The following is a 23,386-nucleotide window of genomic DNA, read 5'->3' as shown; positions in this document are numbered from 1 at the left end:
TGAGTTGAGTGCTGATCATCAATGATGGAAATGATCTAGTTGCTCGCATTCTCAAGAAGAGTGCGGGCCTCCTCGGCGGCTGGTGAATCAGGAAATTCAGCGATCAGTTTCTCCAACCATTCTTTCGCCAATCTCGGATGTTCTCGAATCACTTTGCGAGTCAGTTTCAGCTTGTTCTCTGCTCGTCGATCCGATTCCTCCTTCGCAGCTTTGGCAGCTTCCGCCTCTGCGATTTGTTGCTGCATTCTCTCATCTTCTTTCGCAGCAGCTAACTTCTCAGCGGCCAGATCCGGCAAGTCATCGTCAGGGTGCCAACGACGATAGACGCCGAGAACTTCAACATCGACTGATTGCGGAATTCGATCTAACACTTTCAGCGTTAAGCCTTCGCCCTTAGGAGTCATGTCTGTTTGACCGGGTGGGATTCCCGTTGTCCCTAGTTTTGCGGCGTAAGGTCGATACTCCTGAATTTCGATTGGTTTCCCGTTCACGTCTCGAAAGGTGTATCGAACATCAATGGCCCGAATCGAATGCTCACCGACGTTCTTCCAGGAGTGGCGGACCTGAACGGAGTCTCGATTGGTGAACTGGTTGTAAACGGTTGTCAGCAGAGTATCGACCACTTCAACGGACGAGACCGGCAGCACGTGTTCGTCATCGATCGAATGATCGTCTGAGCCCTCTGCTTGCTTCGGACTCTCGACGACTTCAGTAGCTGCCGATGGCTCCGGTGATTCTTTTGCAGCTGGAGGAGATGAAGCTGGGATCGAATTGAATCCCGCAGCACCGAATGTCAGGCTGCTCGCCATTGTCTCGTCTGGTTCTTCGGTAGCCTCGTCGACGTCGGCTTGTTCGTCGATATTTTTCTCTGCAGGCGATTCGTTGAGCGCGTTTTGTTCAGGTTTGTCGATTCGCTCAGAATCCGAATGTGACTTCTCATTCGAAGCGGCAATTGTACGAGGACCTTTGTCTTCCTTCTCGATATTCACCGCGACGACAAAAATGACCCCGATGACAATTGTGAACGCGTATAAGACCACCTTCCACAGTTCCATCGATCTCTTCCCAACAGTGGCAACTCACAGAGCCCAATCCCGACAACTTCTCATAGTGTCCCGCGAAATGTTTGAAGCGAATTTCGAATCGGACCATTCATCTGCTTCAAAACAGCTGCGAGGCAACTCCAAATCAAAAATTAGCTTTTGACCGGAATTGATTCAATAAGAAACTTCGATTTGAGCCCCGACGAATGTTGCAAAATCAGGACAAAACAGGCTCACCGATTCGAACAGAAGCCCTCAGAACCGGTGCTAACGTGTTTATCGATGACAATTCGAAGCAATCAGCCCAGCTACGAATCCCCCTTTAAAGCCAGCATCGATATTGACCACGGTCACGTTCGAAGCGCAGCTGTTGAGCATGGACAGCAGTGCAGCCACGCCTGAAAAAGATGCTCCGTATCCGACGCTTGTCGGGACGGCGACGACGGGACAACTGAGCCAACCTGCGACCATCGAAGGCAGTGCTCCTTCCATTCCTGCGACGACAACGACTGCATCGCAATCAGCGAGTTCATCTTTGACCGCCAGAAAACGCTGCGGACCAGCGACACCGACATCAATGAAAAGATCGTTCTGGATGTTCATCCAGGTGAGTGTCTCAACTGCTTCCAGCGCGACAGGACGGTCGGATGTGCCAGCTGTGATGACGGCAACTTTGCCTGTCTGTTCGAAGTGTCGTTGAATTCGAACAGTCCGTGCTGCGGGATGATGGATGGCTTCGGGAAACTCGGAGAGAATCGCCTCAGCTTGTTCAGCGTCGCAACGTGTCGCGAGACAGTTCTGGTCAGCGTCTTGCAGCATTCGAAACGCGGTGACGATTTGTTCGTTGGTTTTTCCCGGAGCGTATACAACTTCCGGGAAGCCGCATCGAGTTTGTCGACCGACGTCGAGTCGAACTTCAGCGTCTGAGCCGATGGAAGTGGTCGTCGAGGATTGTTGCGCCAGTTGCCGGGCGGCTGCGTCAATCGATTGCTCACCAGCAAGTAGAGATTCCAGAAGTTGGCGGATTTCAGATTCGTTGCGACCAGAATTCATGCGAAGTCGTACACATTTCGACAGGTGGATTCGTGTTTCGTGACAGTCTGTCTAAACTATCAACTTACGGAGGACGTGACGACCAACCGTGATCGCAATCGACTTTGTTTTCACTGCGAGGTCGACTCAATTCCCACGGAATTCCACTCAATCAATTGATGAGTACCAATATTCATACTTAGAACACGGTCCCGAGTCGAAGAATGTGTCAACAGTCACGTTTGGGACGCCGATCGAAAGAACGCTGATGGCGGAGTTTATTGCACGCAGGCGAGTTGAATTCGCCAACACTGATATGGCTGGCATTGTCCACTTTTCCAACTTCTATCGCTGGATGGAAGAGGCAGAGCACGAGTACTTTCGCTCGCTTGGACTGACGATCATGCAGAAACGGTCCGATGGAAGCTACATCGGCTGGCCCCGAGTCTCTGCGTCGTGCCACTTTGAAGCCCCAGCTTTTCATGAAGATGAACTGGAGATCCGCTTGCGCGTTGAGAGAATCGGCTATAAGTCGCTGACGTTCTATGCAGAGTTCTTCCGGGGAGATAAACGTCTCGCTTACGGAAGAATGAAGACTGCCTGCTGCATCTGCGGAATTGAAGGATCGCTTGAGTCGATTCAGATTCCGGAGGAGTATCGCGCAGTGATCGAAGAAACACCGGCGAGTTGAGGCATCGTCGACTCGACGATTGAGTCGCTTGGATCAGGCGACAGCACGCAGTCGAAGCTCTTCACCCTTCACCGAAACGATGGCGATTCCGAGCTTGTTGGCCAGGTTCAAAACTTCCTGCTCGTCGAGCAGGATTGTCATGCCGGACTCGATCGCGAGAATGCGTGCGCCAGACTCTCGCATCGTTTGGATGGTTTGCAGACCGATCGTCGGGACGTCAAAACGCAAGTCCTGGTTCGGCTTGGCGACTTTGACGACGGTCATTCCGCCGCGGCGGCAAAGCGTCCCAGCGCGACGAATACACTCGTCGGTCCCTTCGATGGCCTCAACAGCAATGACAGCTGTGTCATTCACAACGACGGTTTGACCGATGTCGAGGTCTCCCATCCGCTTGGCGAGTTCCCAGCCGAAATGGATGTCTTTCCATTGGGAAGCGGACGGATGTCGTTGAGTGAGAAATCCATGTTTCACAAGAATCTCCGGGCAAAAATCCAACGCGGACCGAAAGTGAATGCCGTCCCGCTCAAATTCCCGAATCACCGCCAATAGCAGGGTGTCGTCCTTCTTATTGGTGCAGTGACGAAGCCACATGTTGATCGTTCGCAAGTCCGGCCAGAGTCGCCAGAGACGAAACGGGTCGAATAGAACTCGCTTTTCGACTTTCCCCGCCATCACTGCGTTCTCGACTTTGCGGCGATGAAAGTAACGAATCGCATTACCAATTCGGGCCAGTGGAGCAGTTCGGAAGTCGTCGCAAACGTCAGCCAGCTCTTCAGAGACCATGCCTTCGATTCCCATGCACTGCACGGAATAACCCTGTGCCTGAGCGGCTTGGGCAAAGTGCACAGGGAATCGGCCCCAACCGGCCAGAAGTCCGATCCGGTGTTGCTGAGTTGGCATGGGCAGGATGCGTGCTCGGTGCGAGTCCGACATTGGAATTGAAAGGTTCTGGTAGTTGAGGTGAGTTCAAGCAGCCGATCGTTGAGAACTTTGATCGGTCTGAGATGAGTCAGCCAACTGCGCCTTGAGTTCGGCGAGTTGTTCAGAGAGTTGTTTGACTTGGTCGCGGAGTTCCGGAAGCTTCTGAATCGAGAAGTGATTTCGAATGCAGTCTTTTTCGTTGATCGCAGGGATTCCGTGGAAGGTCCCGCCAGCTGGCATATCCCAGATGACTCCCGACTTTCCACCGAATTTTGTACCCGGTCCGATGTTCACATGATCGGCCACGCCGACCTGTCCACCCATTTGGACATAGTCACCAGTTGTGCAGGAGCCTGCTAATCCGACCTGCGATGCAAACGCGTTGTGTCTTCCGATTTGACAGTTGTGTGCGATCATGACCTGATTGTCGAGTTTGGTTCCCTCACCAATCACAGTCGAGTGAATCATACCGCGATCGATCGTCGTGCAAGCACCGACTTCGACATCGTTCTGAACGATCACCGATCCCGTGTGCGGAATGCGAACGAATGCTCCATTGACGAAGCGGTATCCAAATCCGTCAGCGCCGATGACTGCATTCGCATGCACAATCACGCGGTCATGAATTTCGACATCCCGGTAGATCACTGCATTCGCATGAATCACACAGTCGTCACCAATGGTGACGTTGTCGGCGATGACAGCTCCGGGGCCAATTTCACAGCGATCACCCAATCGGACGTTTTTGCCGATCCAGGCATTCGGGTAGATGTCACAGCCTTCGCCGAGGACTGCTGATTCGTCGATGTGAGCATACTCAGAAACGCCACACCGGTTCCGAGGGGCTTGTGGGCGGAAGTGCAGCATGGCCTCGATGAAAGCTTGTTGAGGCTGGTCGACGAGAATCAGAACGCATGTCGAACCGCGTCGCTGAAATTCTTCGGAGAGCTTCGCAGTGGTGATAATCGCACCAGCTGCACTGTTCAGCGCAGGCCGAAGTTGTTTTCTGGAATCGAGATAGGAAACGTTGTCAGAACCTGCAGTTTCCAGCGAAGCAACGTCCGAAACGAGAATCTCTCCGTTTCCGAGAACTTCTCCCGAAATATGTTGTGCGAGTGTATTGATTGTGATCGGCATCAGCGGCGTCCCTGCTGCGACCTTCGATCGGTCTATTCTTCTGGCGTCTTGCCGACTCTCTTCTAGCCCAATATTCCAAATACAGCAAGACGGGTTTTGGGGTGATTCGGGAAACAGCCAGTCACTGGTCAAGACGGGCGGGCTGGATTGCAGATTGTCTGTGGAGATGTTGTTCGTTTTCTCGCTCAAGTTAGAAGAATGTCAGTTGTGGAGGATTCTTCAATTTCGTTTCAACAAACTGGACCTTTGAAACGTATCAACAGTGTTCGATCGAAACACGCTGAGTTCATTCCATTCACCAGATCATTTCTGAGAGCGTTGGGCATGCTCTTCTGGCATGTCGAAGCGGAAGGGGTTTGCGATGATGATTTCGACGATCGTTTTTCTCACCATATTAACTGCTGTTTTTGGTCTGGCGTATTGGGTGTCGCCGACGGGATTTGTTGCGAAGACTGTTCCAATTGGCCTGACGGTGTTTGCTTTCTTCATGGGTTTGCTACTGTTCTTCGTACATGGAATCGCATTGATTTTCGTCGGTTGGGCCGGGCGAAAATGGCGTTTCAACCCGGTGGTCGTTTGCGTTTTCGCGTTCGCGTCAATTGTCGGTGTCGTCGGCTGGGGCTATTCGATGTCAGCGTCCGCTCGGGCGGAAGTCCGCGAGATGCGGGATGCTTATCCGTTTGAGTCGCTCTCTGACCGACTTCCCGATCCGTCGAAGCTCGGTGCTCTACCTGCACCAAGTCTGGCTCCTCAAGTCGTCATGCGTCTGAGTACGAAAGAAGATATCTACCGAGGGTCCCGAGCGTCTTCGCTGAAAAGGCTTCACAGTGAGTATTACGAAGACTTTGTCACGGCAGCGGGGTTCGGACCCGTGCGGATGGTGCGAATTCGGCCGAGAATGGTAGAACTTCCCGAGCCAAAACCCATTCCTCAATCGAAGCTTCATTGTCCGAAAGCCATCGAAGAATCGAAGAACTCATCGGTCGACAGTTGGTCTTTTTATCGAGAAAGGGAAGTCCAGACGTATCTTCAGACTGTCACTGATCCTCGCATGAAAATTCACGAAAGGGCTCAGTCTGAATTCTTGCGGCCGGACACGTTTGGATATGTTCAGGATCACGAGCACGTTGCGGGGTTTCAGTCGCATGCGTTCGCACGCGTTCCCGTTGTTGAAGATGAAGCTCCGGAAATTGCGGAGTGGCGACTCGAACGAATCGAACTGGTCGGACTATTACGAAACGATGAACCAGTTGTTTACTTGTCCGAGTCGCTGCCGAATCTGGATGAACTCGACGAGTTTGAAACCCGTCCCGTCGATGAGTGGGAAGCCGACGCTCTCTCACAACTTGTTGAGTCGACAGATTTAGTAATCCGGGAACACCCTCAAGAGATTCGGATGATCGGATCACTTCGGGCATCGAACAATTGCCTGATGTGTCACGATGTCCGGCGCGGACAGGTTCTCGGAGCACTCGCCTATACGCTCGCACGAAATGCCGAGAACGAATCAGCTTCTGACTTCCCCAAAGAGACGAGTTCAGACAACGGGGAATCCGAGATTCGAGATATTTTTTCGGACACCTTGCAGTAAAACATCTTCACTTCTGGGAGAAATGAGCGAGCCTCACAACTCGCGGCCGCGATTCGTTCAAGCCAGTGACCAGAGACCGTGAAAGTGGTTTCTGGTTACTTTGTTTTGAAGTTGTCTCACTGTTAAGAACATTTCCAGATCTGGATTGCACGGACTCGCATGAGCAAACTCAGCTCTTTACTTAACGAAACAGCACAAGCGAGTGCACAGTAAAGAGCAACTTGCTTTAGAAGTCGTACCAGAGACCCCAGCCGATTTGGGATTCGTGCTGATCGTAGAACGAAAACTGAGAGCTGCCGCCGTCGTAGTAATACAAGCCTGAGCGAAGAATTCCCGAGGCTTTCGAGAACCCACGCCACGCCCAACCGAGTTGCACGGCGACATTGCCGCCGTAGTTGAGTTCTTCGCGAAGATGAACATTGAGTGCAGCGAATGGTGCTCCATAGATTCGTGTCGCCTGAGCAGGGCCATAGTCGAAGCCGAATTGAAACTCGAGCGGCTCAGAAACATCAACGTTAAATCCGTATCCGATTTCCCCATAGAGACGCAATTCAGGAACGGGGTAATACGAATAGCCGAAGTTAAACACATCACGCAGAAAGTTGTACCTCTCAAGGGTCTGGTTGGTGACGAGATATTCGTCTCCGCGATGAGAGCTGACGTGATAAAAACCTAACTTAAAAGCATGCGGGCCGTTCCGGTAAGTGAGCGGAAGATCGTAGCGATAATCGGTCGCCTGCATGTCGAGATGGCTTTCGGGGTCCTGTCGCAAATTGACTCCTGCGAGCAGGTCGAACTGCCAGCCTTCCAGCCGGTTCCGAGAGCCGAATCGGACAAATCCCACGCGGCCAGCAATCGAAGAATCGAGGAGCGATCCCATCGTTTTCTCTTCGATCAATTTCACCGAGAGCCGCGGTTCAGCCGAACTGGCCCAATATGTGGTGTATAGAAATCCCTGAGGCAGGAAAGTCCAACACCAGTCGCTCTGGTCGCAGTGAGTGAGAAACGGGCTGAAGAGAGAATTTTCACTTGTGGTCGCACTGAATGACTCAACCGGCGGCAGTACGAGCGGGGGAAGGCAGTCGTCTTCAGCGTCAACCGGTTGAGTGTGAGCACACAGCCACAGCAATCCACAACAGACGAGAATGAGGGTTTTCAGGCCGTATTCTTGTGCAGTTGCAGAACGTTTGATGCGAGTCTTTGGCTCTTGATCGGTCATTGCCGGGACAAAAGAGTTCATAGGTTGAACCCATAATCGAGGAGATGAGCGCTTCACGGCGCATCATACTCACCGTCCCGTTTGAGAGTCGAACAGATTTCTGGTTCGATGCTTCGAGTCGGAGGGCTGTTGACTGTTCCTGCCGATCGATGATCGCGGTCTTCATGCAGCGTGAATATCTGCGAAGAGCAAGTTGTCATTTCTACAAAACAACATCGGGGCTGGCTTGATCAGGCTCGTCACATCAGAAGAACGGGACCATTGCAGAAGCGGGCCAACTCACTGTTTGGAAAAGAGTTTGTCGAGACCATCCAGGTTTTGTAGAAGCGATTCTCGTGCATCAAGTTCGGATCGGTGATCGAGCACTCCGATCGGTCCATCGTATCCGCTTTCCAGAATTGCCTCGATCATCTTGCATTCATGTTTCCCCGACCCGATGGGGAGGATTTTATTTTCGAGCCCGTTGACATCTTCGCTGTCTGCCATGCCGTTCAGGTTGAGACAAAAGAGATACGGAAGGATGGAGTTGAGAGAATCGGCGAAGTCGTCAATGTGTCCGTGGCCGTGATGGAAGTTGTAGACGATCCCGACAGAGTTGCTCTGAGTTTCTGCTCGCAGGGCTTTGCAGACTGCCACGAGATTCTCCGGTTCGCCCCCCCATCCTCCGTGATTGTAAAGTCCCAATTGTCCGCCGATTGCTTCAACTTTGCGGACCAATGGGAGCAGTTGCTGTGTCGCGGCTGCGACGCGTTCAGCCTGAGATTGGCCCTCCGGGCTGGGATTTGTAATCCAGAATTGCGGAGCGATATTGCTTTCTGCGGCGAGTCGCGCGAAGTCGTCGTGCCAACTCCAGAACGCGAAAAACTCAAGGTCGCGTTTTTTGTACTCTTCGATCTCCGCTGCGAACTCCGAGACATGTTGTTGTCGCCAGTCGTAGGCGATACGACGCATCCCGAGGTCGGCAATCATCTGGGCACGCTCGGCCGGTCCACGTTGGCTGGCATCGAATGGGACGATACACCACGCCACTAACTCGTCGACCTGAAAGTTCTTGGGACGTTCCGCGAAAGGCTTTGTGTCTTCTGCTCTGACCAGCTTGGCTGGCCATCCAATGGCTGAGAGGGCGATCAGGGACAGGCCCAGAATCGACACTTTCACTCTGGAAGATGTGGCTGCTGCTGGCGTCTTTCGCAACAAATTCTGAGGCATCTCGTGAACTCTCAAGGTTGGGGCGGGGGATGTTTCAGGCAGGATTGTTTGGCTGCGAGTTTAGCAGTTTCTATTGAAATTGAGATGATCTAGGCTGAAATCGCCGAGTCAATTGTCGTTCGATTTCCGATTTGTCTCGGATTCGGCTTTGAATGCTTACAAAACTCTTACATCATTTTTACGAGTCGCTGACCACTTGTTCGAGACTTCGGCGTCTAATCCTTCATCACGGAAACCCTCACACTTCCTACTTTGAGTCACAGAAGGATTTGAATCATGTTCAAAACAACGCACGTCGCACTGGGCTGGGGAATGATCGTTGTCCTGGCGTCTGGTCCGCATGTCTTGGCCGAGCAGGTCGAACTCGATGTCGCTTCCTCCTACGGAATTCTGAAGTCCGGCAAGAAACAGACGACGTGGATTCGCGTAGGGCTCACCGGGTTCACGATGGAATCCGACAAAGAACGAGCCCCGGTGAACGTGGCGATTGTCCTGGACAAATCCGGGTCGATGAACGGAGAGAAGATCGAGCGAGCCAAAGCTGCCGCTCAGGATGCAATCGATCGTCTCGGACCAAACGATATTGTTTCTGTCATTACCTACGATACGACCGTCAATGTACTCGTCCCAGCTACGAAACTGACCGACAAGGCAATGATCAAGAGTGCGATCGGCCGGATTCGATCCAACGGCGGCACCGCGCTCTTCGCCGGTGTCAGTAAGGGGGCTGCCGAAGTCCGCAAGTTTCTGAGTGAAGAGAGAGTGAATCGCATCATCCTGCTCTCGGATGGTCTGGCCAATGAAGGGCCAAGTTCTCCGTCTGAACTTGGTTCGCTTGGCGGATCGTTGAAGAAGGAAGGCATCTCCGTCTCCACTCTCGGACTCGGGTTGGACTACAACGAAGACTTGATGGCAAAGCTGGCTTCTCGAAGTGGCGGCAACCATTTCTTCATCGAACGTGCTACGGAACTCGCTGACGTTTTCAATCAAGAGTTCCAGGACGTGACTTCCGTCGTTGCTCAGAACGTTCGATTGAAAGTTAACATTTCCGAGGGAATTCGCCCGGTGCGTGTGCTTGGAAATGAGTCAGAAATCAGCGGCCAGACCATCTTCGTAGACCTCGTGCAGATCTACAGCCAGCAGGACAAACATATTGTCATCGAAGTCGAAGTTCCCGAATCAGAATCAGGACAGCGCCAGCGACTCGCCAAAGTCTCCGCCACATATCTCAATATGCAATCTCAGGAAGCTGACAAGTTGACCGGTGCGGTGGCTGTGGAATTCAGTGAGGATGTCGAAAAGGTCGAAGGTTCACTGAACCGGAAAGTGATGGAAGATGTGGTGGCCTTTGTGTCAAACGAGCAAAACAAACTCGCCACCGATTTTCTTGATGCCGGGGACCTCGTGCGATGTGCCGAAACTCTGGAGAAGAACAATCTGTATTTGAAAGCCAATGCTGACATGTACGATAGTGACCGACTGATCCAACTTCAGAAAATCAATGGGTTCCAACTCGATGCTGTCCAGCAACGAGACTTGGTGCGCGCTCGAAAAGATATGCGTTACTTGCAGAATTCGATCGATCTCAACTCAATCGAAGTCAATTCTCAACTGCAAGTACCTGTCGACTCGGCTCCAGCGCAACCTGTACCCGTGAAAAAGTAACAGTCTTGTTTCCGAGTATTGATCGACCTCGGATCGAAGAGAAGTCGGAAGCACCGAACAGAAAACTTGTTCGGTGTTTCTTTTTCCAGTGAGTCCTTTCCTCTTAAAATTGCCTTGTGACACGATCTCCCAAAACTCTTTTGATCTTGCTAGTCGCCTTGCCGCTCCTGCTGTTGGGTTGGGCAGGGCTGCAGCTATTGAGTCTCGAAGATCGCCAAGTCGAAGAGAATGTTCGCGGGCTGCTGACCGACCGACTCACAGAAACGAAAAGAGTTCTCGCTGCAGAGATTCAAGTGAAAGCGAGTGAGATGGAACAACTGACGTCCATCGACTCGTACGATGTTGACTCGCTGCGAGCCATTGTCCGGGATGACCCACGACTCTTTCAGCTCTTTGTCATCGATCCCAACGACTTCATCGTCTATCCCGATCCACGCTCTCAGTTGAATCAAACGGAACGCGAGTTTCTCCTCAATGCATCTTCTCTGATTAACGACCGCTTGCTGCAGAAGTCAGTTCTGGAAACGCAGTCCGATCCGCCGGATACAACGCAAAAAGGGAAAACGACCAGACTGAATTTATTGTCGGCGGCCGCTTCACCAAGTGAGATCATCCAGAAGAGTGAAGAGAAACAACCGACTGCGGGGCGCTGGTTTGTCTGGTACTGGGGGCCGGGGTTTCACTTGATTTACTGGCAGCGACGCCCCAATGGGTATTTGGTCGGAGCGGCGCTTGATCGTTCCAAGTGGATCTCGGACTTAATCGCAGAGCTACCCGATACGAGCGAAGCTGAATTGAGTCCCAATGCTGCTCCGTCTCAGTCTCAAATCGTCGAGTCGGGTTCGAAAGTGATTTACAAATGGGGACGCTTTCGACCGACATCGGGAGTCGAACCATCCGCGGAGCTCCAGCTTCCGTATCCGTTGTCAGCTTGGGAACTCCAGACATTTGTTCCGACGGACTTCGTGACAGCCGGGAAGAACGGAGTTTACGTCCTCGTCGCGGGACTGATTCTCAGCACGCTGGCACTTTCCGGTCTCGCGATTCTGATTGATCGAGAATATGGACGAGAAGCCCGTCAGGCGGAACAGCGCGTCAGCTTCGTGAATCAAGTCTCACATGAACTGAGGACACCGCTCACGAATATTCGTATGTATGCCGAACTTCTTGAGAGGGATTTTGAAAACGCCGATCCACCGTCAACTGATTCAAACCGCAGACTGAATGTGATTCTCAATGAATCGCATCGCTTGAGCCGCTTGATCGGAAACGTGCTCACCTTCGCCCGGCACGACAAGCAGTCACTCACGGTCTGCCCGAGGATGATCGTTCCGGACGAGACGGTTGTTGAGGTCGTTGAGCGGTTTCGTCCGGTTTTGGATCGAATGGGAATCGAGACCGTGCTGCAACTTGATGCCCGGAAAACGCTGGCGATCGATGCGGATCTCCTCGAACAGATTCTCGAAAACCTGATCAGCAACGTCGAGAAGTACGCATGTGATGGCAAGTGGATGAGGATCGAAACCGGAATCCTCGATGAGAAAGTCCTTCGTTTGGTCGTCTCCGATCGTGGACCCGGACTTCCAGAAAGGGAGAGCTGCCGGGTCTTCGAACCGTTCTGGCGCGGGACGGATGAGATCTCTCAAGCGGCCGGGACTGGAATTGGACTCACGATCGTGCGCAGCCTCGCACGGCTCCATGGAGGAGACGCGAAAATTGGTCCAGCATCGTCAGGGGCCAGCTTTGTCGTCGAACTGCGGGGAGTTGCCGATGCTTGAACGAATCAGTAAATGCAAACCGAGGACAAGTGGGCAGGGAAGTGCAAACAGTACTGAGAGGTCGTGATGAAAGTCTTAATCGCCGAGGATGATTTTCATACCCGCGAAGGGTTGGCCGATGTGATTCGATCAGAAGGCTATGAAGTTGTCACCGCGAGTTGCGGGAAATCGGCGATGCGCATGTTCGAGGTCAGCCGACCGGATTGCGTTTGTCTCGACATCATGATGCCGGAGAAAAGCGGATATGAAGTTTGCCGGATGATTCGCCAGTCGTCTCCGAATCTCCCGATTCTGCTCATCAGCGCGAAGTCCGAGGAAGTCGACCGGCTGGTCGGATTTGAACTCGGAGCGGACGATTTTATTTCCAAACCATTTAGTGTCAGAGAAGTCGTGGCCCGCATTCGAGCTGTCACGCGTCGATGTTTTCAATTGAGTGTCGAGCCGCCCGCTCCGTTTCAAATGGGCGATCTCGAGATTCTCCCGGCAGAATTGCGCGCCCGGCGTAACGGCGAAACGATTGAACTCAGCTTGCGAGATGTGCAGATCCTCGAACTACTGTTTCGGCGACAAGGACAGCCCGTTGACCGGCAAACGCTATTTCGCCATGCCTGGGGTGAGGAATACCTGCCGAGCAGCCGAACTCTCGATCAACACGTGTCTCAGCTTCGAAAGCGAATTGAAATTGATCCCAAGTCACCGGAATTGATTCAGACCGTGCATGGAGTCGGATACCGGTACGAACAGACTGACGACGAGAAACAGCCTCCCGGCAGAGCTTGAGTGCCGTGATGCGAGCGGTGTTACGGGAAAAACTTCGAATTTCGCTGGATTTTCATTCTCTGAGAGAACAGTCGGCGTTCGATCACCGTTACGAGACAACCTCGTCTGAAATTGGGCTGAAAAATGCCGAAACGATCGTCACAGGTGTGGTGAATCGGACCCGTGTCACCGCTATGATTCCCGAACGGAATGAAGAACAGACCGTGGGAATCGTGGAGCGGAAATGTCAGACAGAGTGTATTTGGCAATCGATTTGGGTGCCGAGAGTGGACGCGTCATCGCTGGTGTTTTCGATGGCCAGAAAGTGGAATTGGAAGAAGTCCATCGCTTTGAGAACGGTCCCATCACCGTCGCTGGAACCCGACGTTGGAACTTGATCGGGCTTTGGAAAGAGATTCTCGAAGGTCTGCGGTTGTCAGCCCGCAAGTTTGGAGACCGTATCGTCTCCGTCGGAGTCGATACCTGGGGCGTCGACTATGTTCTTCTCTCGAAAAACAACGAGTTGTTGGGACAGCCTTACAACTACCGCGATTCACGTACAGATGGCATGGTCGAGCAGGCGTTCACACGCGTTCCGAAACAGGAAATCTTCGGTGAAACGGGCATTCAGTTCATGCAGATCAACTCGCTGTTTCAGTTGATCGCGATGCAGCTCAACGATCCGCATCTGCTGGCTGCGGCTGAGCACTTCTTAATGATTCCCGACTTCTTTCACTGGCTCTTGTGTGGCAGTCAGGTCGCCGAGTTCACGAACGCGACGACTTCGCAGTGCCTCCATCCCAATCGACGGGACTGGGCAATTGACCTGCTTCGAAAGTTCGATATTCCGACGGAGATGTTCCCGAAGGTTGTTCCTCCGGGAACGAAGCTCGGACGAATTCGGCAGGAAGTGGTTAATCAAACTAAGCTTCCGAAGATCGAGGTCGTCGCTCCTGCGACTCACGACACAGGTTCTGCCGTTGCAGCTGTCCCGACAGATCGCACCGGTAAGTCTAACTGGGCTTACATCAGTTCCGGAACGTGGTCATTGATTGGCGTTGAAGTTCCGGAAGCGATTCTGACTCCCGAGGCACTTGCTCAAAACGTGACCAACGAGGGCGGTGTCGATGGAACCTATCGGCTATTAAAGAATGTGATGGGGTTGTGGCTCGTTCAGGAATGTAAGCGTTCTTTCGAACGCGATGGCAAGTCGCTCAGCTACGACGACCTGACTCAACTCGCGCTCAAGGCGGAAGGCTTCCGATCGATTATCAATCCGAACGATCCAGTCTTCCTGAATCCGGATGATATGGCCAGCACCATTCAAAACTGGTGTCGCGATCACGGAGAACCGGTTCCGGAAACCGAAGGGCAACTCGTTCGATGTGCCCTCGAAAGCCTTGCCTTCAAGTATCACACTGTGCTGAAAGGCATCGAACGCCTCACTGAAACTCCCGTGGAAGTAATTCACGTTGTGGGTGGTGGGTGTCAAAACGAACTTCTCAATCAATTCACCGCTGATGCGTGCGGAGTTCCAGTCATCGCTGGACCGATCGAAGCGACAGCGTTCGGAAACATCCTCGTGCAGGCCCGTACCTCCGGAGAAATCGGGACACTGCAGGAGATGCGGAATGTCGTCCAGAATTCTTCTGAGCTTGCCACGTTCGAACCGAATGCCACAATGATCTGGAATATGATCTATCCGCGCTACCTCAAACTCGTTAATGGTTCCTAGGGCATATTGTTCATGCCTGGACTGTTCTCGCGGCGTGCATCCAGACTGATTCACGCCTGATCAAAGCCTTCATTTTCTATCACTTTCACATTCTGGTTCAAAAGACCCCATGGCACTGTTCAGTAAACTCAAATCGGCACTGAAGAAGACTAAAGACCTGCTGCGAACTGATGTTCGCGACTTGTTCAAATCTGGCGAAATTCTCGACGAAGCCAAACTGGAAGAATTTCACCGAGGTCTGATCACGACCGACATGGGCGTTGAAGCTTCTGAAGAAGTGGTGGAATCGCTTCGCAAAGAATTCGGCGGACGAACTGTTGATCCCGACGCCGTTTGGGAGAACGTCAAGAACACGTTGAAAGAGATTCTGAAAGGGGATGGATCGACGAATTGGGACCCTGAAAATCCTCTGTCGCCGCTCAACATGGCCACTGATGGACCGACTGTGATTCTGGTTTCGGGCGTGAATGGAGTCGGCAAGACAACTTCAATTGCCAAATTGGCCAACTACCTGACCAAGTCCGGAAAAAAAGTTGTTCTGGCAGCTGGCGATACTTTCCGTGCTGCTGCTGTTGACCAGTTGACCAAGTGGAGTCAGCGTATCGGCTGCGAAATTGTTCGCAAAGACCCGGGAACCGACCCCGCCAGTGTTGCGTTCGCCGGGTGTGATCATGCGGCCCAAATCGGAGCGGATGTCGTTCTTGTTGATACAGCGGGACGACTCCAGACGCAGCAGAATCTGATGCAGGAACTCGAGAAGATTCGACGAGTGATCAACAAGCGAATCGAGGGAGCTCCACACGAGAGCTTGCTCGTTCTCGATGCAACCACCGGACAGAATGGTATCTCGCAAGCGACGAAGTTTTCCGAAGCAGCGGGATGTACCGGGATTGTATTGGCCAAGCTCGACGGAACAGCGAAGGGCGGAGTTGTCGTCGCGATTCGCAAAAAGATGGGAATTCCTGTCAAATACGTAGGTGTCGGAGAACAACTCGATGATCTGCAGTTGTTTTCACCGGACGATTTCGTGGAAGCGCTCCTCGAAGAGAGTTGATTCAGGTCGGTCAACGACCTCCATGCGGAACCAGTGAGGGATTCGCTTTTATGGCTCATGCGTACACTCCTGGATTACAGGTGAAGGACGAGATCCTCTACCGGGTACAGAGGTTGCTCCCCATCCCCGGTGAAGTTCTGGTTCAAGAAGGAGACAAAGTCGCGGCAGACACTGTAGTCGCTCGCTCACAACAGCCCGGAGATATCTTTCCGATCAATCTCGCGAATCAACTGGGAGTCTCTCCCAGCGAAGTTCCCAAAGTTATGCACTTGCAGGTTGGGGACAAAGTCGAGAAAGGCGAGTTGCTGGCGACTTCAAAGGGCATTTTCGGTTTGTTCAAAACTTCCCGAAACTCGCCGTACTCAGGAACAATTGAATCGATCTCTCATGTGACCGGGCAGGTCATCATTCGAGGCGAACCGATTCCGGTTCAGGTGAACGCTTTTGTGGCTGGCAAAGTGATGGAAGTCTTCCCTGAAGAGGGTGTTTCCATCGAGACAAAGGCCGCTTTCGTTCAAGGCATCTTTGGGATCGGCGGAGAGATTCAGGGGCCGCTGGTCATTGCGACGGAATCCGCGAACGAAGACCTGACTGCTGAACTCATCAAACCAGATCACCGCGGCTCAATCCTCGTTGCAGGCCGCAGAATTCACGGCGATGCAGTCAAACAAGCTCAGGAATCAGGCGTCAATGCGATCATCGGCGGGGGGATCGATGACCAGGATCTCAAGGAGATCTTGGGCTACGACCTTGGAGTCGCAATCACCGGATCGGAGTCGATTGGACTCACAATTATTATCACCGAGGGCTTCGGTGAAATTGCGATGGCTCAGCATACGTTTTCTTTGCTGCAGCGACATGCTGGTGCACTGACGTCAGTCAATGGGGCAACGCAAATTCGCGCTGGGGTTCTTCGACCGGAGATCGTGATTCCGACAGAAGGAACTCTGAATTCCGAAGAGACCGCGCAGCGAGTCGGCGGCGGTGTTCTGGAAGTTGGTTCTCATGTCCGTTTGATTCGAGATCCCTATTTCGGTCGACTGGGAACAGTGGCAGACTTACCCACGGAGCCGCACATTCTGGATTCTGGTTCCAAAGCTCGCGTTCTTGTTGTCGATTGCGAATCCGGAGGACAGGTCACTGTTCCCCGCGCAAACGTGGAACTGGTAGGAGACCAATAACCATGAGTCATCGACGTTTGCATGTGTTGATTTACCTCGTCGCTGCGGTTTGTTCATTCCCAATCAGTGTAACCGCTCAGCCTGCCCCTCCTGCAGGCATTTCGGCATCGGATCATCCCTGGGATGACGGAACTGAAATTGACGTTCGTGTTGAACTCTCAGGAGAAGACGAGGACCTCGTGTACGTCGTCGAACAAGCCAGCGAGTTCAATGGGCTCTATCAAGAAGTCGAACGACGCTCTCCAACTGAGGAGGAATTGGAATCTGGAGTTCTTGAAGTCACGACTCAGAAGAACATTCCCGGCAATTCCTATTGGTACCGTGCTTCTGTCGTTGAAGACGTCGACGGGGAGGAAGTTCAATCAGAATTTGTCCGCTTGGACGCCGCTACGCCGGCGATATCCTCTGCTCAGTTTTATGACGGAGACCGCTTCTGGTTGGCAGTGATTACCGTGTTGGTTTGCGGCTCTGTGGTTGCCTTCATTCTGATGGCCCGAAGCGGAGCAAAACTGAAAATTCGCCCCATCGCTGGGTTAGAGGCCATCGAAGAAGCAGTCGGTCGTGCAACTGAAATGGGCAGGGCATGTTTGTTCGTTCCCGGTATTCAGGACATGAACGACATCCAAACGATCGCGGGACTCACTATTCTGTCTCGCGTCGCCGAACAGGCTGCCGAGTATGACTGCACACTCGAAACTCCGACTTCGAAGTCGCTAGTGATGACCGCAGCCCGTGAGACTGTCGCAACTGCATTTCTGAAAGCAGGCCGACCGGAAGCTTACAACAACGATCTCATCTATTACGTGACTGATGAGCAGTTCGCTTACGTTTCGTTTCTCACCGGAAAAATGGTTCGAGAGAAACCGGCCGCCTGTTTTTATCTCGGAGCGTTCTTTGCGGAATCGCTGATCTTGGCCGAAACCGGCAACGCAATTGGTGCCATTCAAGTCGCCGGAACTGCTCAACCCGCGCAGCTACCGTTTTTCGTGGCTGCATGCGATTACACGTTGATCGGGGAAGAATTTTTCGCAGCGAGTGCTTACCTCTCCAAAGATCCCGATCAACTCGGAAGCCTAAAGGGTCAGGATTTCGGAAAAGTCCTCGTCGGTGGATTGATCCTGATCGGCGTTTTTCTGGTCACGATCGTGGGGGCTGCCCCTCCATCAGTCGCATCTCATTTTGAGGGTGCTGCCAACTTTCTCATGAACGACTTACTACAGTCGGGATAGAGCAACTTCGAGTTACGAGACTGCACTCGCAACTTGATTCAGTCGCTTTCCGTGTGGTCATCCGTTTCAGAAATCAGCGGGACGAAGCGAACGCTCCCGAGGTCTTTCTGTTGAAATCCGCTCTCGGTTCGCTTCAAGCAGATTAAAGATTGAGTGGACTGTTGCGCTCCGATCGGAGCGACAAGTCTTCCGCCGATCGCCAATTGATCTAGAAGCTGCTTGGGGATGTCTTCTGTCGCAGCTGCGATTGAGATTGCATCAAATGGAGCAGCTTCCGGCCAACCGAAACTGCCATCTCCGCAGCGAATGGAAACGTTCTCAATCTGCAGTGCATCGAGACGTGATTGAGCCTGGTTCGCGAGGTCTTCGTGACGCTCAACGGAAAACACTTCTTCCACCAGCAGAGCATAGACCGCTGCTGCGTAGCCAGAACCGGTTCCGATCTCGAGCAGCCTGAAGTGAGGCTGAAGCTGCAGTGCTTCGGCCATCAAAGCGACGATGTACGGCTGCGAGATCGTCTGTCCGGAAGCGATCGGAAGAGCTCGATTTTCGTAAGCCTGCTCTTTGTGCTCCGTTTCAACAAAGAACTCTCTCGGCATTTGGTTGATGGCTGCGAGAACAGCCGGATCACTGATTCCCTGCTGGATGAGCCCCGTTTCGATCAGACGCGCACGTTCTGCACGTCTGATCGACAGCTGTCCCTGCAGGTTTGGGGGAAGGTCTCGCAAAAGTCACCTCTTGCTGTTTCGATCCCGCCAGACTTCTCATTCAGCTGGGGCGGAAAATCATTCGTCTGCCAATTGACTGGCTGACACGATTACTTCTCGATCGGTTTCTCGTTCCCTTTGCCGTCTCGCAAGAAGGGATCACGAGTTTGCTCACCAGGGGCGTCTTTGATTTCGCGAATCCAGATATTGCGGAATCGAACTGGGTTTCCGTGATCTTGCAGTCGAATCGGAAGTCGATCCGCGTGCTGTTGGTAGTGAGGAGGACGGTTGAAAGGAGTATCACCTTTCAGCTCAAAGTGATTGAGGATCAAGACACCGTTGTGCAGAGCAGTGATGTAGGCTGGAGACTTGAGCGAACCGTCGTCGTTGAAGCGTGGGGCTGTCCAGATGATGTCGTAGACATTCCAGTCGCCGGGAGCTTTCGTGGCATTCACTTGAGGAGGAGTCTGCTTGTAAATGGCTCCTGCTTGTCCGTCGTGGTAGGTCTCGTTTTCGTAAGAATCGAGAACCTGGATCTCGTAAGTGTTCATGAGGAACACACCACTGTTGCCGCGACCTTGTCCACTTCCGGTCGCTGGGGTGGGAGCAGACCATTCGATGTGCAGCTGACAGTCTCCGAAGGCTTCTTTCGTCTGCACGTCACCTTTTCCGGAAACCATCGCACCGTCTTCAATCTTCCAGTTGTCGGTGTTGTTCCAGGCAGACAAGTCGGTTCCGTCAAACAAAACCGTTGCATCCGAGGGGACGCCATTTTCGTCGACGGTCACGATCGCGGGGGCTTCCCATTCGATCCCATTGAGGTATTCGTCGGCCTGAAGCACTGAGCAGCAGGACGCAAGCAATGCGCAAAAACTGAGTACAGAAACTTTCATTGAGTTCACTTTCGAACATGAAGAAGAATGGTCAACGTCGAGACCGTCGTCCGGGAGGTCTGACGCGAAGGATTCAGATAGATCTTAATTGATCTGTCACGAGAATGCGTCTGATCAGGCCATTTTCATGGATACTGAATGACAGCCTGTTCATTCTGGTTCCGGAAAGCCACTCTGATCGGAACCAGCAGCGAGATTTTGAAAAAGATCTCTCAAGAATCTGAGGAACCTTCTTGCGATGTGCGCGTCGAATCTGAGAGATACTCCTCTTGACGGTTTTGAAACATTTGTATACCATCTCCTCAGTGCTAAATTCCGGGTCGTAGTTCGACGGATTCGAATCATTGAGCATGGTTGCTCAGGTGAGTTATGAAGACTCCTCTTTCAAATTGCATTCACACTTCCGGCAGAAATCAAACTGCCTCGGTGGATCGGCAACTTCATCGAAGTCAGGCTCCGATTTCGAACGCTCGACGCGATTTCACCCCAGCTCAATTACAGCGGCAACAGATCGATTCACTTGATTTCGGTCGGACCTTCTTTGGGTTGACCCATCAGAATTCGAGTCGATCCGCACCCGCGACTTCTCTATACACCAACTGGCGGACCAATCCTCGCTTGTGCCGTTCTCTCGCTGATCTCAGGGAACATCGCACCTGCTTTCTGGTCCACCGAAGGCTTCCTGATCTTGTGGCAGAACATATGAACGCCTGAAGATTCTCAATTTCGTTCGAACGGACTTCGCAAGTCCTGATCAGCTAAGCGTGAGATGTTTTCCGTCTCGCCGAGTCGACGTTGTGGGAAGACCTTCCATGCCGTCGCCTCAGTAGCTCGGATCGAGGCTGCAGCACCGCTCTCAGTGAGCGAGAAAAGCGAACGCCCAACGGATGATGCGTGTCATTTTCACATCTGTCAGGTGGAAAGTGCCGCCGTTCGTCTCGAGGTTCTTTGAGCAAATGCTCCGGACAGAGCCGGTTGTTCGAGCGGACTTTTGAGAATCGTTCCAATATTTGTCTGGCCCAGGCGTATTTCATAAACGCCGAAGCACAAAAAAACGCTCACCGACCAAGGAACTGGCCGTTTTGTGAGCCATCAAACAGCTGAGTTGATAGAGATTCAATCACAATTCTGGAGTGCAGCACGGATGCACTTTGCTTGAATAAGGAACAATTTCCATGTTAGTGATTACACGCAAACCCAACGAAGAAATCGTGATTGACGGCGGAATCACAGTGAAAGTGATTTCCACGAGCAATGGACGGGTGAAACTCGGAATCGTCGCTCCCGAAGATGTCAGGATCGTCCGAGGCGAGATCGCGTTTCGTGAAGAACTGCGTCAAGAAGGCGGAACAGCGCCGCTTGTCTCAGCAGGATGTGAGTGACCGGAAGCGGTGAACTCGATCTTCGCGAGAGTCGCCAATCGGGGGAGATCGCAAGAAGTGTTCGCCGCTCCCACGATTGATCTGACCCCGAGCAACACGTGAGCCCGGTCGTTCACCTGCCAGCAATGACAAGCCGCGATTGAACTCGTCTCTGTGATCGACGCCGTATCCATTCGTCCGAGCTTCTTTTCGCTAGTGACGAAATCTACCCCTAAGCAACCATTTGCCGTCCGGTTCAGCCTGGCGTTGAATGGTTGCTTTTTTGTTTGGAACCTTCCGCATTTGAGATGGGCGAATCTCTTCTTGCGTCTTGTAGAAAAGACGGTATCCTTACATTCGTAAGTTTGAGAAACCTTCGCTGCCACTTTGCCCATCGCTGCCGGGAGACCGTCGTGCCGATTCGTGCCACCTGCCGAGAATGCGGAAAGTCCTACAACGTTCGAGATGAACTTGCTGGCAAAAAGTTTCGGTGCAAACAGTGTCAGAAACCGGTTTCCGTGCCGCAGCCCGCTGTGCTTGAAGAAGAGGAACCGGAACCCGAAGAAGATCTCTGGGGATCTGACTTCGGAAGTTTTGACGACGAAGACGATTATCTGCCGCCGCCCCCGCCGAAGAAAAAGAAGAAGAAAAGAAAGAAGCGACGATCTTCCGGAGCTGCTGCAGGCGCTTTCAAGACGGCACTCAAGACAATTGTCGGGATCATCAGCTTCCTCTTCATGTTCGGAATCGGGTTCAAGCTCGTCAGCTCGCTCGGCAATTTGCCGATTCCGGCGTTTGCGACAACCTGGGAGGAATACACCACTCCCGATGGGGCTTTGACGATGCAAATGCCCGGTACGCCCAAACGAATCACCGTCGGGCCGACTGTCGCAGCTGGCGGAGCGACCTACGGAGTTCAGAAGAGCAGCTATGCCTGCGCAGTAATCGTCGAACCGCTTCCGCCACAGATTCAGACGATGAACTTGAATGAGATCATCAGTGCACTGGAAACGGGTTTACGAATGCAGGGCGCCAGCAACCTCGAGCGGCTGACGTTTCAGGGCAAATCGGCTGTGGCATACACCATGGAGAAACGCGGAATCACAGCCCGACACATTGGATTTGTGAATGGAGCGACGGCGTACACGATCATGTATTCGAATCGGGGATCGACACCCGGAGCCGAGAAGGACAAATTCTTTAACTCTGTCCGATTGAACTGACCCGCTTGAGCGCAGAAATCAGCGATCGATTATGCGATCCTTTCAGTGTCGCGGATCGTCCGATCTCGGGAATGACTTCACATCATTGATCGTGAAGCATCATCCACCGATGCGTTTCTGGGCGTCCCCGCAGTGATCATTCTTCGTCGATCGAATTCATTCTACGAAAGAACTGCGCTCATGAGAGAAATCGTCGCAAGCCTGCTGTTCGTATCCGTGTTTCTGACTGCGACTGCCGATCGCACTCAGGCGGGTGAAAAGCACCTGTTCATCCTTTCTGGACAGTCAAACATGCAGGGACATCGACCTGATGAGGCGTTCACGCCAACGGTCGAAGAAGCGCTCGGAGCTGAGAACGTCATCGTTGTTCAGGATGCTCAGGGCGGACAGCCCATTCAAAGGTGGTACCGAAAATGGAAATCCCCAGAGGGCAAAGCGCCTGAGTCGACCGGGGATCTGTATGACCGCTTGATGAGTAAGGTCAAACCGGCCATCGAAAACGAGGAATTAGCGTCCGTCACGTTTATCTGGATGCAGGGGGAACGTGATGCCCGAATGGGATGGGGCGATGTTTATCGCGAAAGCCTGTTGGGGCTTCATCAGCAACTCGAAGAGGACCTCGGACGAGACGACATTCACTTTGTCATTGGAAGACTGAGTGACAATGACCTCGACAACAAACGTGCCCCGGACTGGACAAGAGTTCGCGACATTCAGGTCGCCGTAGCTGATTCCGACGGCGATTTCGCCTGGGTGAATACGGACGACCTCAACGACGGAGTGAACCGGGCTGGGAAACCGATCACGAACGATCTTCACTATTCCGCCGAAGGCTACAAAATTCTCGGAAAGCGATTCGCGGAAGCATCGCTGAAGTTGATTGGTCAATGACACCCAACGACGGTTGAAAAAAAACTCGGGCTGATCACGTAAGATCAGTCCGAGTAGTTGTTTTTCA

Annotated in this window: 20 protein-coding genes; 12 read left to right on the top strand and 8 right to left on the bottom strand. The window is 52.6% G+C overall.

Annotation, left to right across the window (positions count from 1 at the left end):
* Positions 1-35: 35 nt before the first annotated feature.
* Together AB1L42_RS04500 and larB are read right to left on the bottom strand one after the other, a co-directional pair.
* Positions 36-1,055 carry a hypothetical protein gene (locus tag AB1L42_RS04500; RefSeq protein WP_367051656.1) on the bottom strand — a complete coding sequence of 340 codons (1,020 nt, stop codon included), beginning with the start codon at positions 1,053-1,055 and terminating at the stop codon, positions 36-38.
* 264 nt (positions 1,056-1,319) lie between these two features.
* Positions 1,320-2,096, bottom strand: coding sequence for a nickel pincer cofactor biosynthesis protein LarB (gene larB, locus AB1L42_RS04495; RefSeq protein ID WP_367051654.1), 777 nt, complete (start codon positions 2,094-2,096; stop codon positions 1,320-1,322).
* Positions 2,097-2,343: 247 nt separating this feature from the next.
* Between larB and AB1L42_RS04490 the strand changes: the two genes are divergently transcribed.
* On the top strand, positions 2,344-2,766 hold the full coding sequence (locus tag AB1L42_RS04490) for a thioesterase family protein (protein ID WP_367051651.1): 423 nt from the start codon (positions 2,344-2,346) through the stop codon (positions 2,764-2,766).
* A gap of 33 nt (positions 2,767-2,799) precedes the next feature.
* On the opposite strand, the gene lpxI is transcribed toward AB1L42_RS04490, so the two are convergent.
* Positions 2,800-3,699, bottom strand: a complete 900-nt coding sequence (gene lpxI / locus AB1L42_RS04485; protein WP_367051649.1) for a UDP-2,3-diacylglucosamine diphosphatase LpxI — start codon at positions 3,697-3,699, stop codon at positions 2,800-2,802.
* Positions 3,700-3,732: 33 nt separating this feature from the next.
* Complete coding sequence (lpxD, locus tag AB1L42_RS04480; protein ID WP_367051647.1) at positions 3,733-4,824, bottom strand: UDP-3-O-(3-hydroxymyristoyl)glucosamine N-acyltransferase; 1,092 nt, start codon at positions 4,822-4,824, stop codon at positions 3,733-3,735.
* Positions 4,825-5,185: 361 nt separating this feature from the next.
* Between lpxD and AB1L42_RS04475 the strand changes: the two genes are divergently transcribed.
* Positions 5,186-6,415, top strand: coding sequence for a hypothetical protein (locus tag AB1L42_RS04475; protein ID WP_367051645.1), 1,230 nt, complete (start codon positions 5,186-5,188; stop codon positions 6,413-6,415).
* A 226-nt stretch (positions 6,416-6,641) separates the two neighbouring features.
* Here the strand turns inward: AB1L42_RS04475 and AB1L42_RS04470 are convergent, their stop codons facing one another.
* Complete coding sequence (locus AB1L42_RS04470; RefSeq protein ID WP_367051643.1) at positions 6,642-7,655, bottom strand: DUF1207 domain-containing protein; 1,014 nt, start codon at positions 7,653-7,655, stop codon at positions 6,642-6,644.
* A gap of 258 nt (positions 7,656-7,913) precedes the next feature.
* Positions 7,914-8,843, bottom strand: coding sequence for a hypothetical protein (locus tag AB1L42_RS04465; protein ID WP_367051641.1), 930 nt, complete (start codon positions 8,841-8,843; stop codon positions 7,914-7,916).
* A 276-nt stretch (positions 8,844-9,119) separates the two neighbouring features.
* Here AB1L42_RS04465 and AB1L42_RS04460 point away from each other — a divergent pair, with 276 nt between their 5' ends.
* From AB1L42_RS04460 to AB1L42_RS04430, 7 genes are all read left to right on the top strand, one after another.
* Entirely contained in the window at positions 9,120-10,508 is a 1,389-nt protein-coding gene (locus AB1L42_RS04460) for a VWA domain-containing protein (protein WP_367051639.1), read from the top strand.
* A gap of 116 nt (positions 10,509-10,624) precedes the next feature.
* Positions 10,625-12,286, top strand: a complete 1,662-nt coding sequence (locus tag AB1L42_RS04455; protein WP_367051637.1) for a HAMP domain-containing sensor histidine kinase — start codon at positions 10,625-10,627, stop codon at positions 12,284-12,286.
* Between the two features lie 66 nt (positions 12,287-12,352).
* Positions 12,353-13,066, top strand: a complete 714-nt coding sequence (locus tag AB1L42_RS04450) for a response regulator transcription factor (protein WP_367051635.1) — start codon at positions 12,353-12,355, stop codon at positions 13,064-13,066.
* A 223-nt stretch (positions 13,067-13,289) separates the two neighbouring features.
* On the top strand, positions 13,290-14,780 hold the full coding sequence (gene rhaB, locus AB1L42_RS04445; protein WP_367051633.1) for a rhamnulokinase: 1,491 nt from the start codon (positions 13,290-13,292) through the stop codon (positions 14,778-14,780).
* Between the two features lie 109 nt (positions 14,781-14,889).
* Entirely contained in the window at positions 14,890-15,834 is a 945-nt protein-coding gene (ftsY, locus tag AB1L42_RS04440; RefSeq protein ID WP_367051631.1) for a signal recognition particle-docking protein FtsY, read from the top strand.
* Between the two features lie 50 nt (positions 15,835-15,884).
* Positions 15,885-17,015, top strand: a complete 1,131-nt coding sequence (locus AB1L42_RS04435) for a hypothetical protein (protein WP_367051628.1) — start codon at positions 15,885-15,887, stop codon at positions 17,013-17,015.
* A 2-nt stretch (positions 17,016-17,017) separates the two neighbouring features.
* A complete protein-coding gene (locus AB1L42_RS04430) occupies positions 17,018-18,244 on the top strand; it encodes a DUF6754 domain-containing protein (RefSeq protein ID WP_367051625.1) in 1,227 nt (408 codons plus the stop codon).
* A 38-nt stretch (positions 18,245-18,282) separates the two neighbouring features.
* Here the strand turns inward: AB1L42_RS04430 and AB1L42_RS04425 are convergent, their stop codons facing one another.
* On the bottom strand, positions 18,283-18,972 hold the full coding sequence (locus tag AB1L42_RS04425; protein WP_367051623.1) for a protein-L-isoaspartate(D-aspartate) O-methyltransferase: 690 nt from the start codon (positions 18,970-18,972) through the stop codon (positions 18,283-18,285).
* 89 nt (positions 18,973-19,061) lie between these two features.
* Positions 19,062-19,844 carry a DUF1080 domain-containing protein gene (locus tag AB1L42_RS04420; protein WP_367051621.1) on the bottom strand — a complete coding sequence of 261 codons (783 nt, stop codon included), beginning with the start codon at positions 19,842-19,844 and terminating at the stop codon, positions 19,062-19,064.
* A gap of 1,175 nt (positions 19,845-21,019) precedes the next feature.
* Here AB1L42_RS04420 and AB1L42_RS04415 point away from each other — a divergent pair.
* The 3 genes from AB1L42_RS04415 (at position 21,020) to AB1L42_RS04405 (ending at position 23,319) form a co-directional block, all read left to right on the top strand.
* Positions 21,020-21,226, top strand: a complete 207-nt coding sequence (locus AB1L42_RS04415; RefSeq protein ID WP_367051619.1) for a carbon storage regulator — start codon at positions 21,020-21,022, stop codon at positions 21,224-21,226.
* 392 nt (positions 21,227-21,618) lie between these two features.
* Positions 21,619-22,428 carry a hypothetical protein gene (locus tag AB1L42_RS04410; RefSeq protein ID WP_367051617.1) on the top strand — a complete coding sequence of 270 codons (810 nt, stop codon included), beginning with the start codon at positions 21,619-21,621 and terminating at the stop codon, positions 22,426-22,428.
* Positions 22,429-22,608: 180 nt separating this feature from the next.
* Positions 22,609-23,319, top strand: a complete 711-nt coding sequence (locus AB1L42_RS04405; RefSeq protein WP_367051615.1) for a sialate O-acetylesterase — start codon at positions 22,609-22,611, stop codon at positions 23,317-23,319.
* Positions 23,320-23,386: the final 67 nt, after the last annotated feature.

The sequence above is a fragment of the Thalassoglobus sp. JC818 genome (assembly GCF_040717535.1).
Taxonomy (GTDB): domain Bacteria; phylum Planctomycetota; class Planctomycetia; order Planctomycetales; family Planctomycetaceae; genus Thalassoglobus.
Note: the sequence above shows the minus strand (reverse complement) of the source record. Positions and strands in the feature narration are given on the sequence as shown.

Coding starts and splice junctions, on each gene's coding strand:
- AB1L42_RS04430 (WP_367051625.1), top strand. CDS start 17,018: ATGAGTCATCGACGTTTGCATGTGTTGATTTACCTCGTCGCTGCGGTT.
- AB1L42_RS04470 (WP_367051643.1), bottom strand. CDS start 7,655: ATGAACTCTTTTGTCCCGGCAATGACCGATCAAGAGCCAAAGACTCGC.
- AB1L42_RS04435 (WP_367051628.1), top strand. CDS start 15,885: ATGGCTCATGCGTACACTCCTGGATTACAGGTGAAGGACGAGATCCTC.
- AB1L42_RS04460 (WP_367051639.1), top strand. CDS start 9,120: ATGTTCAAAACAACGCACGTCGCACTGGGCTGGGGAATGATCGTTGTC.
- AB1L42_RS04475 (WP_367051645.1), top strand. CDS start 5,186: ATGATGATTTCGACGATCGTTTTTCTCACCATATTAACTGCTGTTTTT.
- lpxD (WP_367051647.1), bottom strand. CDS start 4,824: ATGCCGATCACAATCAATACACTCGCACAACATATTTCGGGAGAAGTT.
- AB1L42_RS04420 (WP_367051621.1), bottom strand. CDS start 19,844: ATGAAAGTTTCTGTACTCAGTTTTTGCGCATTGCTTGCGTCCTGCTGC.
- larB (WP_367051654.1), bottom strand. CDS start 2,096: ATGAATTCTGGTCGCAACGAATCTGAAATCCGCCAACTTCTGGAATCT.
- ftsY (WP_367051631.1), top strand. CDS start 14,890: ATGGCACTGTTCAGTAAACTCAAATCGGCACTGAAGAAGACTAAAGAC.
- AB1L42_RS04490 (WP_367051651.1), top strand. CDS start 2,344: ATGGCGGAGTTTATTGCACGCAGGCGAGTTGAATTCGCCAACACTGAT.
- AB1L42_RS04465 (WP_367051641.1), bottom strand. CDS start 8,843: ATGCCTCAGAATTTGTTGCGAAAGACGCCAGCAGCAGCCACATCTTCC.
- AB1L42_RS04500 (WP_367051656.1), bottom strand. CDS start 1,055: ATGGAACTGTGGAAGGTGGTCTTATACGCGTTCACAATTGTCATCGGG.
- AB1L42_RS04405 (WP_367051615.1), top strand. CDS start 22,609: ATGAGAGAAATCGTCGCAAGCCTGCTGTTCGTATCCGTGTTTCTGACT.
- rhaB (WP_367051633.1), top strand. CDS start 13,290: ATGTCAGACAGAGTGTATTTGGCAATCGATTTGGGTGCCGAGAGTGGA.
- AB1L42_RS04450 (WP_367051635.1), top strand. CDS start 12,353: ATGAAAGTCTTAATCGCCGAGGATGATTTTCATACCCGCGAAGGGTTG.
- lpxI (WP_367051649.1), bottom strand. CDS start 3,699: ATGTCGGACTCGCACCGAGCACGCATCCTGCCCATGCCAACTCAGCAA.
- AB1L42_RS04415 (WP_367051619.1), top strand. CDS start 21,020: ATGTTAGTGATTACACGCAAACCCAACGAAGAAATCGTGATTGACGGC.